The sequence below is a fragment of the Streptomyces misionensis genome (assembly GCF_007896895.1).
Taxonomy (GTDB): Bacteria; Actinomycetota; Actinomycetes; order Streptomycetales; family Streptomycetaceae; genus Streptomyces; species Streptomyces misionensis_A.
Genome location: NZ_VOGW01000055.1, coordinates 40,592 through 53,869, shown reverse-complemented (window position 1 = coordinate 53,869; position 13,278 = coordinate 40,592). Strand labels below are relative to the sequence as shown.

The following is a 13,278-nucleotide window of genomic DNA, read 5'->3' as shown; positions in this document are numbered from 1 at the left end:
GCGGGGATCAGGCGCCGTCGGATTCGCGCGGGTGCGCGGGCCGTTGTTGCCGGGCCGCAGCGATCTCCTTCTTGCGCCGGACCTGTTCGCGCCGCTGTTGCTGCGCCAGGCGCCGTGCGTCGATCCGCTCGTTCGCCTCGGTGGCGGGCCGGTCCCCCGGCAGCCCCGGGTTCTCGCCGGTCTGTCCGGGCCGTGTGACATGAGCGGCGTACCGGCGCACCGTGGGGTGGCGGAAAAGGTCCACGATGCGGGCGTCGGGCACCAGTTCCCTGCGCACGGCGCTCAGCAGCCGGGCCACGAGGATGGAGTTGCCGCCAGCCTGGAAGAAGTCGTCCTCCGGTCCGACGGCGGGGTCGGCGAGTACCTCACGCCACACGGCCAGCAGGCCGGTCTCCAGGGCGCCCTCGGGCTCCGGGGCCGACCGGGTGGGCGCGGCGAGCGGGATCTCCGGGAGTGCCCGCCGGTCCACCTTGCCGCCGGTGGTGGTGGGCAGTTCGGGCGTGGCGGCGAAGGCCATGGGGATCAGCGCGCCGGGGAGGGTGCGGCCGAGGCCCGCGATCAGTGCGGCCTCGTTAAGGCTGCCGCCGGGCGTGAGAACGCAGTGCGCCACCAGGGCCGAGCCGGACGGGGTGCGCTGCACGCCCACCGCGCAGTCAGCGATTCCCGGGAGGGAGTTGAGCGCCTGCTCGACCTCCTCCAGTTCCACCCGGTGTCCGTTGACCTTGACCTGGTTGTCGATCCGGCCGACGACCTCCAGGGCGCCGTCGGGCAGCCACCGCCCCATGTCGCCGGTCCGGTAGACCCGGGTTCCGGGGGTGCCGGGCAGGGTCACAAAGCGCTCCGCCGTCAGCTCCGGGCGGCCCACGTAGCCGTGCGCGACCCCGGCACCGCCGATGACGAGTTCGCCGTACACGCCGATCGGCAGGGGAGCGAGCCGGTTGTCGACGACGTACACGTCGTTGTTGGCGAGCGGCTGACCGATGCGGACCGGCTCCGGGGCGTCCGGCAGCCGCCAGCAGGTGGACCAGACGGTGGTCTCGGTCGGGCCGTACATGTTGAGCACGGTCGGGATGCCGAGGTCCTTGAGCCTGCGGGCCAGGGTGGCGTCCAGGGCCTCCCCGCCGACCAGGAGGAGCCGCAGCCGGCTCAGGGCCTGCTCCGCGTTGGGCAACCGCAGCACGCTGCGCAGCAGGGTCGGGGTGGCCTGAAGGGCGTTGGCCCCTGAGGCGAGGATCAGTTCGGGCAGCGTGCGGGAGGCGTCGGCGCCGCCGAGGACGAGGGTCTCGGAGGTCTCGGCGAGGACCACGGGCACCCCGCGGGCCATCGTCCACAGCAGTTCGAGGACGGAGATGTCGAAGGTCGCGGCGGTCACGGCCGCCCAGACCGGGTCGTCCGGCAGCGGTACGGCCCGGTCGAGCGCGACGAACAGGTTGGTCAGGTTGCCGTGGCTGACCTCGACGCCCTTGGGCTGTCCGGTGGATCCGGAGGTGAAGATGACGTAGGCGGCGTCGTCCGGGGCCGGGATGTGGGGGTCAACGGCGGATGCGCCGCTGTCCAGGAGCTCCTCGGCTCGCAGCCGGAGCGCGGCGCTGCCGCGGCAGTGGTCGGCGTACGGTCCGGCGGTGACCACTGCCGCGCAGTCGGCGCGGTCCAGCATGGCCGTGAGTCTGTGCTGCGGCGAACGCCCGTCAAGCGGTACGTAGACGAGTCCCGCGTGGAGGATGCCCAGGACGACCGCGAGCAGGTCGGGTGAGCGAGGCACCAGAACCCCGACCCGCTGACCGGGACGAAGATCCGCCTCGCGCAGGCCCGCCGCCACGCGCTCGGCTGTCGCGGTGAGTTCGCCGCGGCTCACCTGCCGTCCACGGAAGGCGACGGCGAGGCGTTGCGGGTCGGCGGCCAGCGCCTGTCGTATCTCGTCGTGTACCGAGCGCTCGGGCACGGGCACGCGCGCCGCCGCGTTCCAGGATTCGATCCGACGGGCGTCGGCCGGGTCGGCCAGTTCAAGGGAACCAACCGTGCTGTCCGCGTGCTCGCTCATCGTGGTGACCAGCCGCTCGTACAGAGCGACGAACCGCTCGGCGTCCTCGCGGGAGATCAGCGTGTCGTTGAAGATGAGTTGCCCCTGGAGCCCTTCGGTGTCCGGCTGCACCTTGAACATCAGGTCGTACTGGGCCGAGTAGATCGGGCAGTCGGCCTGCCGGGCCTTCACGCCGGGCAGCTCCAGCTCGACGTCCGGGTAGCTCTGGAAGATGAACAGGGACTGGAACACCGGAGAGTGGGAGGTGCTGCGCTCCGGCGCCGCCACGGAGACCACCTGGTCGAACGGCAGGTCCTGGTGGGCGAAGGCATCCAGGACGGTCCGCCGGCAGCGGCCGACGTAGTCGCGGACGGACTCGTCCGGGTCGATGCGGGTGCGGATGGCGATCGAGTTGAAGAACAGGCCCAGGGTCCGCTCCAGCGCCGGGTAGGCGCGGTTGGCGAGCGGGCTGCCGACGGTGATGTCGTCGGTGCGGGACATCCGGGACAGCAGCAGGCTGAAGGCAGCCACGAGGGTGGCGTACATGGTGCTGCGAGTCTCGGAGCCGAGCCGGCCTGCGGCTGCGACGGTGTCGGCGCCCAGCCGGAACAGGAGCTCGGAGCCGTGGAAGCTCTGCACCGTCGACCGCTTCCGGCCGGGAACCAGCTCCAGCGGGGCCGGCAGGTCCGCGAGCGTGCGCTTCCAGTACGACCGCTGCTGCTCGGCCATCTCCCCGCCGAGCCAGGACCGTTCCCAGACCGCGTAGTCGGCGTAGTGGACTGTGACATCGGGGAGCCGTGCCGGCCGGTTCTCCAACCGGGCCGTGTACAGCTCCGAGAGCTCCTTGCGCAGCAGGCCGGCCGACCAGCCGTCGGAGATGACGTGGTGCTGGGTGAGTACGAAGGTCCAGCTCTGCGGGCTCTTCCTGAGCAGGTCGAAGCGTATGAGTGGGGCCTTGGACAGGTCAAACCGGGTGGAGACGATCTCGAAGAGCAGCGCGTCGTGGCCGCCGTCGGTGACGTCGTGGATCCGGAAGTTCGCGGGGCACACCGGGCTGACGGACTGCACGAGCCCGTCGTCGGTCTCGACCAGGGCGGTGCGTAGCACCTCGTGACGGCGCATCACCTCCTCGGCGGCGGCGCACAGGGCAGCCGCGTCGACGGGGCCTTCGAGGTCGTAGGCGAAGTACATGTTGTAGACGGGCAGGTCCGTGCCGAGCTGTTCGACGAGCCACAGGCGCTGCTGGGCATACGAGGCGGGCAGCGGGGTGCCGCGGTCGGCCGGTTCGATGCGGACGCCACGGCGCGCTTCCTCCTCTCGCTGCTCCCGCAGGAACTCGGTGATCTCGGCGCGGCGGGAGCGGACCTCCTGGCGGAGTTCCTCCGGTATGCCGCCGCCCCGGGCGGCGGCCAGCAGCCGGTCACCATCGAGGGACAGTCGGACGCCGGCGGCGGCCAGGTCGGCGAGCAGACGTGTGAGGCTCACAATTCCACCGATTCCCAGGTCGTGTCACCGTCGGCCGCCCCGCCGTCGGACAGCTGCCGGTACAGGTGCATGGCCGCCAGCTCCTTCTCGACGAGTGTCGCCATCTCCCGGAAGGACTCCGCGGCGAGCAGGTCGCCCAGGCTCATGCGGACGCCATAGACCTCCCGCAGCCGTGCCAGCACCTGTACACCGATGATCGAGTGGCCGCCGAGGGCAAAGAAGTCGTCGTCCTCGTGGATGTCGGCGACGCCGAGGACATCGCGCCAGATGCCGGTGAGGACAGTGGTGACGTCCTCCTGCGCGGCCTGCACCGGGGCGTCCACGGGGGTCTTTTCCTGGACGGCTGGCTCGGGAGCGTTCGGCCACCAGTGCCGCTGCCGGGCGAACGGGTAGGCGGGCAGCGGAACGCGCCGGCCGGGGCCGCCCGTGCGAAGCAGCGTCCAATCGAGGTCCGCCCCGCGTTCCCAGCAGCGGGCGAGGAGGCCCAGCCACGCCGTCCAGGAGGACAATCCCCCTGCCAGGTCCAGGCCACCCTCCGGCACCTCCGCGGCCCTGGTGCCCATGACCGCGTCCTGGGACATCTCCACCAGGTGGCGGGCCGCATCCTCGTAGCCGACGGGCAGGACCGTGCCCTGCTGCGCCGACCTCACCTCGATGGACAGCGTGCCGCCAGCCACCGGTTCGAGCAGGCGGTCGATCTCCTCCAGCAGCGCCTCGCAGCGGCTGACCTCCCGGCCGGCGTCCGCGAGTGCCACTGCTTCGATGTGCAGGAGCGCGGCCTGCACCGCTACGTCGGCGGGCAGGGCGCCCGCGACGGCACACGCGACATACTCGCCGGCTCCGACGCCCAGCAGTGCGTCCGGGCGGGACCCGATGGCCACGAGCGCGGTCAGGCCGCCGTACAGGCGCCACAGGCGGCGGACGGCCTCGTCGTCGGCGCCGGCCCGCTCCAGGGCCTCGGCGATCTGCGGCAGCCGCGTGTCGAGCTCACCTGCGGGCGCGCCTGACACGAGCTCCGGTTGAACGGTCACGACCCGTTCCTGAATCGTGCGCGGCTGCGGATCAGCGGCCAGCGCCGTGCTCAGGTCGGCGGTGGTCTCGGCGATCCAGGCCCGCCGCCACAGCTGATCGCGGCGGCCGGCCTGGAGCGTCGCCGCCACTTCGGCCACCCGCAGGTCCGGCTGCCGCTCCAGCGACCCGGCCAGGGCGGCGCTCAAGTGCTGAAACGCCTGCGGTGTGTGCGCGGCGAGCGGGAGGATCCACGGCCCCGCGTCCACTGGGGCCGCCGGTGTCCGGGGCGGCTCCTCGACGATCACGTGGGCGTTGGTGCCGCCCATGCCGAGGGCGGTGACTCCGGCCCGGCGGGGCTGTCCGGAGTGCGGCCAGGGCCGTGTCTCGGTGTTGATGCGGATGCCAGTGTCGGCCAGGTCGATCTGAGGGCTCAGCTCGGTGTGCTGGGCGGTGGCGGGCAGGATCCCCTCCCGGACGGCCAGCGTCACCTTGATGAGACCGGCGATGCCGGCGGCCGTGTCCAGGTGGCCGATCGAGGACTTCACCGCGCCCACGGCGAGCGGCCCGGTGGCCTGGTGCGTGGCCCTGGCCTCGCGCAGCGCGGCCATTTCCACGGGGTCGCCGAGTGCTGTGCCTGTCCCGTGGGCCTCGATGAAACCGACGGTGCCCAGGTCGATACCCGCGTCGTCGGCGGCGGCGAGGATGACGTCACGCTGTCCGTTCACCGACGGCGCAGCGAAGCTCAGCCGGTCGGCGCCGTCGTTGTTCAGTGCCGAGCCGCGGATCACCGCGTGCACGGTGTCCCCGTCGTCCAGGGCGTCCTGGAGTCGGCGCAGGACGACGATGCCGACGCCGCTGCCGGGCACGGTGCCGTCGGCCGACGCGTCGAAGGGGCGGCACACCCCGGTGGGGGACGTCACCGCTCCGTCGCGCCAGAAAAAGCCGTGTTCGTGAGGCAGTTGCACGGAGGCGGCCCCCGCGAGGGCCAGGTCGCAGTCACCGGCGAGGAGGCTGCGCCGGGCCAGGTGGACGGCGGTCAGCGAGGTCGAGCACAGGCTGCTGACGTACACGCTGGGACCGCGCAGGCCCAGGTGATAGGAGACCCGCAGGGGCAGCGAGGCGGGGTTGCCCCACTGCTCCAGGTAGGTCTGGGCGATCGGGTCGTCCGGGTCCGCGAGAGCGGCGTAGCGGTTCTCGCCGCTGCCGCAGAAGACGCCGACCCGTACATCGGATGTATCGGACCGGCCCGCGTCCTCCAGGGCGTGCACCGCTGCTTCGAGGAACAGGCGGTGCTGCGGGTCCATGGCCGCCGCCTCCGCCGGCGCGATGCCGAAGTACTCCGCGTCGAAGAGGTCGACGCCGTCGAGTACTCCGGCCACTGCTATGTGGCGGGTTCCTGCTGGTGGCGGCGCGGAGTCGGCCCCGTCCGTGCGCCGGATCGCCGACTCGCCGCTCAGCAGCCGCTGCCAGTAGGCGTCCACGTCGTCGCCGCCGGGGAACCGCCCGGCGAGGCCGACGATCGCTACGGCGTGGGCAAGGTGGGAATCGGTCATGGCGTCTCCTCGGCTCGGTCGGAGGCGACGGCACTGGCCACTGCGGCGACCGTCGGGTACTTGAACAGATCGGTCACGGCGAGGGAGGGGGAGATCTCCTCTCTGATGCGCCGGTGCAGGCGGATCAACGACAGTGAGGTGCCGCCGAGTGCGAACAGGCCGACGTCGCGGGGCACGCGGTCAGGGGTGGTTCCGAGGACCTCGGCCCACAGCGCGGCCAGGCGCGACTCCAGCACGGTGCGCGGGGCCTCGGACACGGTGACCGCGTCGCCCGCCGGCGGCTTCGGCAGCGCGCGGGTGTCGATCTTGCCGCTCGCTGTCACCGGCAGCGCGTCGAGACGGACCACCTGTGCGGGCACCAGGGCGGACGGCAGGTGCTCCGCCAGATACGCCCTGACGGTCGCGCCGTCCAGGCCGGCGTTCCCCGTCACATAGGCGACGACGGCGTCGTCCCGATCACGTCGAACGACCACGGCGGCGTCGTCGACATCCGGGTGCCCGAGGGCCAGTCGGCGGATCTCGTCCAGTTCGAGACGGATGCCGTGCACTTTGACCTGGGAGTCGTCGCGGCCCAGGTACTCCAGTTCGCCTTCGGCTGTCCAGCGGACCAGGTCGCCCGTCCGGTACACGCGGAGGTCCTCGCCGGCTGCCGGGGGCAGAGGCACGAAGCGCTCCGCGGTCAGCTCGGGGCGGCTGACGTAGCCGAGGGCGAGCGGGGTTCCGCCGACGCACAGTTCGCCCACGAAGCCCGCGGGCAGCGGCTGTCCGCCGGTGCCGAGCACGAAGACGCGGGCTCCGGGCACGGGGCGGCCGATCGGTGTGCGCGGGCCGGTATGGGAGGCGCGGCAGTGGTGGGCCGTCGTCTCGATGGTGGCCTCAGTGGGGCCGTAGAGGTTGACGACCTCACACCCCCACACCGACCGCACCGTCTCGGCCACTTCCGGATCCAGGCTCTCGCCGCCGGAAAAGACCCATCGCAGCGAGTCCAGCGGGCCGGCCCCCTCCTCGGCGAGCACACTCTTCAGAAGGGTCGGCACGAACTGGGCGACGGTCACCCCGTGTTCACGCATCTCGCTCAGCAGGTGCCGTGGGTCGCGGTGCGCCCAGTCGGGGGCGATGACGATCTGTGCGCCCAGCGCGAGCGGCGTCAGGTACTCCCAGAGAGAGGCGTCGAAGACGGGCGGTGTCTTGAAGTAGAAGCGGTCCCGGTCGGTGAAGCCGAAGTCGCGGATCTTCCAGGCGATGTTGTTGGCGATGGCCCGGTGCGGTACGGCGACGGCCTTCGGCAGTCCGGTGCTGCCGGATGTCGTGATGACGTACGCCGGGTCGGTGTCCTGCACTGGCACAGGGCCGGGATCCGGGTCGGAGTCGGCCATCGTGAGCTCGTCCAGCGCGATCACCGGAAGGTCCCGCGCCATCCCCGTCGCTTCGTCGCGAGTACGGACCACCAGGGCCCGCACCTTGGCGTCGCCGACCACGAAGGCGCGGCGGCGCGGCGGCTGCTCCAGGTCTACAGGGAGGAAGGCCAGCCCCGATCGGAGGACGGCCATCGACGCCGTCACGTACTCCGGTGACCGGGGCAGGCACAGCGCGACGAGAGCTCCCGGGGGCAGGCCGAGGCCGGTCAGCCGAGCGGCGACGGTGCGGGTGCGTGCGTCGAGTTCGCCGTAGGCGATCTCGGTGTCCCCGTACCTCAGGGCGGTGCGCTCCGGGGCGGCCTGGGCTCGGGCGACGAATGCCTCGTGAAGAGGCTGGTAGGGCAGGGACGCCTCCGGGGCGCCCCAGTCCGTGACGACCTGCGTCAGTGCCGTGCGGTCCATCAGCCGGACCTCGGCGGCAGGGGCGGCTGGATCCTCCAGAAACTGGACCAGCACTTCGTGGAAGGCACCGGCGAGGCTCCGCGCCGTCTGCTCGTCGTAGAGCGCGGTGTTGAACTCCAGCCGTCCGGTCACCCGGCCGTCCGTGTCGTGGAGGTCGAGAAGCAGGTCGGCCTTGCCGTCACGGGTGTCCAGGGGGAATCTGCGTGTCACCGTGTGCGCGAGCGGGAAGTCGTTGCCGGTGTCGGTCAGGGAGACCATCGCGGCTCCGCGCAGTCCGTCCACGGGGCTTGCGGACCTGACCTGCTCCCACATGGCGTCCAGCGGTGCGCCGCGGTAGTCGATACCCTCCAGCAGGGTCTCGTGGACGTCGCGTGCGAAGTCCAGCAGGGTCGCGTCCGCGAGGCCGGGACTGCGGTAGACCAGCAGGTCGGTGAACGGCCCCACGACCGAATCGAGTTCGGTCCGCTGCGGATCGGTGGCGGGATACGTCAGCAGCACGTCCTCGGACCGCAGAAAGTGCCGCAGCACGACCGCGAAGGCGGCCATGTGGAGGGCGAACGGGGTGCACCTCAGATGGGCCGACCGCGCGGCCACGCCCTCAGGAACATGGACGGGAACGAAGGCCTTGGCGATGCGCTGCGTCCGGTGGGTGCTGCCGCCCGACGGTGGGGAGTTGATCTCCCGCAGGTCGTGCAGATAGGTCTCCCAGTGCTTCCGGGCGTCCGCCTCGACGGCGGGATCCGCGAGGTGCCGGTGTTGCCACTCGACGTAGTCCGCGAATCCCGGGCTTCGAGGCTCTTCTTCGCCACCGGGGGTGGACCTGCCACCGGACGCGTACTCCTCGGTGAGGTTGCGGAGGAAGATGCTCACGGACGTCGCGTCCATGACGAGGTGGTCGAAGACGAAGAGGATGACGGCCCTCGTCGGGGCGTTGCGGAAGAGATGGACCCGCAGGCGCGGTCCCGAGTTCGCGAAGGGGACGCGAGCCGCCTCGGCGACGGCGGTGCGCAGTTCGTCCTCGGCGCACGAGGTGACACGGACGACTCGCTCGGGTACGGCACCCAAGCGCTGGCGGGTGTCGTCCGCCGCGCTGTCGTCGATCTCCAGGAGCAGGGCGCTGTGCCGTCGTGCGGTGTCGCGGACGGCACGGTCGAAGGCCTCGTCATCGACGGGGCCGGTCACCTCGTAGGCCACCGGCACGTTGAAGGCATCGCTGCCGGGGTCGAGTTGCCGGGCCGTCCAGATGCGGCGTTGTTGCTGTGAGAGAGGGAGTTCCATGTGGATCACCGCAGTTCGGCCGCGATCGACCGGCGCTCCCACGCCTCCCGGTCGCGAAGGTAGCGGGGGTGGTCGGCGACGATGGACGTCGTCTCCGCCCGACCGGCGGACAGCCGCCATCCGACGGTTCCGTTCACCTTCGCCAGGCATGAGTCGACGAACGCCTGGCAGGCCAGGCGCAGTTCGCCGAACCAGCGGCCTTCCAGCGCCTCGCGCACCCAGACCTGCTCAACGCCGATCTTCTCCCGGAGGGTCTCCGCCTCCAGGACTGCCGTCTCCAAGTGTCGGCGCGACGCGAGGAGCAGCCGGGCAGCGGGCATTTCGCGGATCTCCAGGACCTTGGAGCCGTCGGCCAGATGCTCCAGACCGCTGTACCGCCCGAGCCCGAAGGCGCCGACCCGGGTGTTCAGCATCTCGATGAGCACCTCCGGCTCGAGCTTCTCGCCGTCGACGGCCACGGGCCTCCCGGCGACGAAGGTGATCTCGATGCGCTCCGACGCGGCCGCGTCGCGTAGCCGGCTCCAGCGGTAGAACTCCTCGGGCACGGCGTGCGCCTCGGGGTCGTCCAGCAGTCCGGACTCGAACTCCCGGCACCACAGGTTGGAGTCGCTGCTGACGGAGCGCGTCGCCATCTCGTCGAGGCCGACCGCCCCCAGTTCGTGCATCTTCCGGTCGCGGTCGACGGGATCGAGATCGTACGGGCTGCCGTAGATGCCGCGGAATCCCAGCAGGCCGAGTGCTCCGTTGATGCGGCGCAGCGAGTTCTGGGACCGGTTGGCGGTGTGGAGGACGGCCGTCGCGCCGATGGAATCGGCCACCTCCAGGACCGTCTTGGCGATGAGTGGACGGCTCAGGGTGGAGCTGACGGGGTGGGTGTCGAGGTACACGCCGTGTGCCGCGATGGCGGGGCCTACATAGAATTCGGCGAAGTCCGCGCGGGCGTCGACGTGGTGGAACCGTACGCCGATCTTCTCCGCGATCCGCGCCTCGTGGCGTTCGGCGGCGCTCGCCCATCTGCTCCCCTGCTCGCTGCTGACGTGCATTTGGAGACCGGGAACTGACGGAGTGGATCGCCCTCTGCCTCGACCGAGCAGCGGGCCTGCAGGACGCAGACCCTGAGTAGGTGACACTGACACGAAAATTGAGTGCGTGCGGGTCAGGCCGTTCGGATGGGGTCGAACCGGACGGTGAGTCCGAGGCGGTTGGCGCCGGGCCTGGCTGACTCGTCACGGTCGAACCCCTCTCCACATGCTGGGAGTCCCAGAAGAACTGATCGAGCTGGCGGGCCTGCACGTCACCGAATGGGCGCTCCCGCCGGACGTGCCATCGATCTCGCTGGTGGTCCAGCAACGGCCTCGGCCAAGGAAAACAGACTGACTGGAGGAGGCGACAGAGATGACTGCGCGTCGTTGTCCGCGCGTCGGGCTACTCCGCCAGCAGCAGCTGGACCAGGCCGCGCCCTCCAGCCAGCCGCGTTCCGAGCCCTCCCCGCCTCCTCGGCACGGGCCCGCCGGAGGGCGGCTGCTTCGGGCACTGCGGCCCGGCGCGGTGCCGGCCACGGAACGCCTCTACCGAGGTCGCTGCTCGTCGGGCACGTCGGTCTCCGGGAAGGCGCGGGCGCTGAGCGCGCGCATCGCGGCGGTCTGCCGCGCCACCGCGCCCGCGATGGCGGGCTCCACCCGGCGCGGCGGCACTACCCCCTGGTGCGCGCGGCGGTAGCCGTCCGAGGTGATCTCCCAGGTGCGCACCGGACCGACGGGTGCGGCATCGGTCGGCTCGTGCACCGGCACGGTGCCGGGCGCGAGGATCTTCAGGGCGCGCACCACCGTGCGGCCGGTCACGACGTCGGCACCGCCTGGGGCACCGGCCGCGCCGTCGGTCAACGGGACAGCGAGGCGACGTTGGACAAGCACGAACTCCGTCTGGGGTTCAGTCTGCCCGTGGCCGCCATCGCCGGGCCTCTCCTGCGGCGGCGAGGCCAGCCGCTGCCGCAGCTGCCGCCGCGAGGACAAGGGTGAGTACCAGCAGCTCACCGCAGAGGCTCATGGACAACTGCGCGCCCTGAGGGCCACCGCTGATGGGCTGGGCGAGCACGACGTAGGCTCCGACGCCCGCGGTGCCGGCGACGGCGATGGGCACACTGAGCGACCATGCCGCCGTGGTGCGGAAGACCCGGCGCCGGCCCGTGAGTGCGGTGACCGGTGCGAGGGCGCGGGCGAAGCGGAGGAACTCGGCGAGGGACGAGAAGACCATGGCCACGGCAATGTACATGGTGCCGACGGTGCCGAGGAAGGGGATCCACCGGGCCTGGAAGCCGAGCGTGTTGGAGCCGGTGCCTTCTGCCAGCGGCCGGATGACGGAGTCGGTGCTCAAGGTCAGGCGGGCGGCGCGTTTGACGGCAGGGAGATCGAGGGCCGTGCTGTCGGAGGTGAAGACGACGAGCCAGACGTCATGCGGGTCGAGGCGGGTGGCCGCTGCCGTGCGAACGGTGGCCGGGGTCTCGCCGAAGTCCATGTAGGTGGCGACTTGCAGGCGTTGGTCGAGCTTTTCGAAGGGCACCGTTTCGGGGGTCAGTCCGGTGGGGCAGGGCAGGTGGAGGGCCTTGAGGTCCTCGCAGGGCGCCTGGATGACGCGTCGCGCACTGGAGCCGTCCGAAGCCACATCCGCATGTCCGAGCGACACCATGTGGACGCCGTCGGGGAGTGCGGCCCGAAATTGCGCGGGCGGGCGGGCACGGTCTGCGGCCTGCACGAGCGCCATGCTCCTGCCCTCGGCGGAGCCCACGAACTCGGTGTCGTCCGAACGGTTGTAGAGCAGCGTGCTGATGAGCTGGGTCTGGCCGATCACCCCGATCGCGATGATCAGCGTCGCGACGAGGCGGACGACGGCACCTGGGCGGGCGGCGAGGGTGCGGGCAGCGATCAGCCGACCGGGGTCGCCCGCCTTGCGCGCGGCGGCGACCATGCGCGGCGCGTACCGTGCGGTGATCCACCCGATCACCGAGGGCAGAGTGGTCCACACTCCCAGGACGGCGAAGAGGTAGCCGAAGGCGGAACGCTGGCCTCCCCCAAGCATCGGCCCGGTGAGGATGGCGAGGGCCAGGAAGGCCGGGCAGGCGCCGAGGGCGAGGCGCCGCAGCAGCCCGTCGTCCGCCGCACGGACACGCGTACGGCGGGACTTGCGGCCGGCGGACGGCTGGAGGAGCAGCGTGACCGCGAGGACGAAGGCCACCGCGCCAGCGAGTGCGAGGAGCAGGCTGCCCGCCGCCCGGCGCAGGTCCGCGGCTGCCAGGGTGTAGTCGATCCACGGCAGTGTGACGTTGAAGATCAGGGTTGGTGAGATGATGACCGCGGCTGCGACGGCACCGGCGGCGATCGGGATTGCGGCAGCTCCGAGGTCCATCCAGGCGCGCGTACGGCGGTTGGCTCCCAGGACGGCCAGCAGGCGGGCGCGGCGGTCATGGCCTGCCGCGCCCATACGGGCGGCTGCCACGGTCAGTCCGGCCGCGGGAAGACCCAGCAGCACCAGCATGATCAGGTCGAGCTGCGTGGCGCGGTCGCTGTCGATGGCCTTGAGGTCGCCGAACGAAGGGCCGGGCGAGCCGAACCCCACGATGGGGTCGAGGTAGCTGGAGTCGAGCATGGTCCGGCTTGGGCGGGTGTAGACGAGGCGTTCTCCGGGAGTGGCCAGCCCGCTTTCACCGATCCGGCCGACCGCCTTTCCGTACCGGTGGGCGAAATCCTCGGTGGGAGGCCGATCCGCGAGAGCAGGCGACAAAAACGCCTCGCCAGGCGCCGGCCAACGGGCCAGTCCGGGAGGAAGCGGCGCATCCTTGGTCAGCGGCCATACGACGACCACCGAGTACTGTCGGCCCTGTTCGCTGTCCCAGTACCGGGTCCACAGCGCCTTGGGCTGCTGGCCGTGTTTGGCCATGACGGGGTTGCGGGCCGTACCGCGCAGTTCGCGGCCGTCGAAGGTCGCGGCCGACGCCACGAAGGCGAAGCCGGTGAGCGCGGCCACCACGGTGGCCATCAGCAGGGCCAGGAAGCGGGTTCGCCCGCTCTCACTGGATCGCGCGGCCGACACGCCCATGCGCAGCATCTGCCACCGC

At 71.5% G+C, this 13,278-nt stretch carries 6 protein-coding genes; all 6 read right to left on the bottom strand.

Annotation, left to right across the window (positions count from 1 at the left end; translation table 11 throughout):
- Positions 1–7: 7 nt before the first annotated feature.
- Positions 8–3,505, bottom strand: a complete 3,498-nt coding sequence (locus FRZ03_RS10110; RefSeq protein ID WP_146464810.1) for a non-ribosomal peptide synthetase — start codon at positions 3,503–3,505, stop codon at positions 8–10.
- The gene (locus FRZ03_RS10105; RefSeq protein ID WP_146464809.1) at positions 3,502–6,069 is read right to left on the bottom strand and encodes a beta-ketoacyl synthase N-terminal-like domain-containing protein; all 2,568 of its coding nucleotides are present in this window, start codon (positions 6,067–6,069) and stop codon (positions 3,502–3,504) included. The genes FRZ03_RS10110 and FRZ03_RS10105 overlap by 4 nt, the downstream gene beginning before the upstream one ends.
- Positions 6,066–9,167 (bottom strand): non-ribosomal peptide synthetase, encoded by a 3,102-nt coding sequence (locus FRZ03_RS10100; RefSeq protein WP_186785334.1) that lies wholly within the window; start codon positions 9,165–9,167, stop codon positions 6,066–6,068. The genes FRZ03_RS10105 and FRZ03_RS10100 overlap by 4 nt, the downstream gene beginning before the upstream one ends.
- Before the next feature lie 5 nt (positions 9,168–9,172).
- Positions 9,173–10,210, bottom strand: coding sequence for an argininosuccinate synthase-related protein (locus FRZ03_RS10095; RefSeq protein ID WP_146464807.1), 1,038 nt, complete (start codon positions 10,208–10,210; stop codon positions 9,173–9,175).
- A 525-nt stretch (positions 10,211–10,735) separates the two neighbouring features.
- Positions 10,736–11,008 (bottom strand): hypothetical protein, encoded by a 273-nt coding sequence (locus FRZ03_RS39000; protein WP_186785333.1) that lies wholly within the window; start codon positions 11,006–11,008, stop codon positions 10,736–10,738.
- Between the two features lie 88 nt (positions 11,009–11,096).
- A complete protein-coding gene (locus FRZ03_RS10085) occupies positions 11,097–13,268 on the bottom strand; it encodes a hypothetical protein (RefSeq protein ID WP_186785332.1) in 2,172 nt (723 codons plus the stop codon).
- Positions 13,269–13,278: the final 10 nt, after the last annotated feature.

Bases quoted from the DNA above. Each gene is read 5' to 3' on its own strand.
- FRZ03_RS10105 (WP_146464809.1), bottom strand. From the start codon at position 6,069: ATGACCGATTCCCACCTTGCCCACGCCGTAGCGATCGTCGGCCTCGCC.
- FRZ03_RS10100 (WP_186785334.1), bottom strand. From the start codon at position 9,167: ATGGAACTCCCTCTCTCACAGCAACAACGCCGCATCTGGACGGCCCGG.
- FRZ03_RS10085 (WP_186785332.1), bottom strand. From the start codon at position 13,268: ATGCTGCGCATGGGCGTGTCGGCCGCGCGATCCAGTGAGAGCGGGCGA.
- FRZ03_RS10095 (WP_146464807.1), bottom strand. From the start codon at position 10,210: ATGCACGTCAGCAGCGAGCAGGGGAGCAGATGGGCGAGCGCCGCCGAA.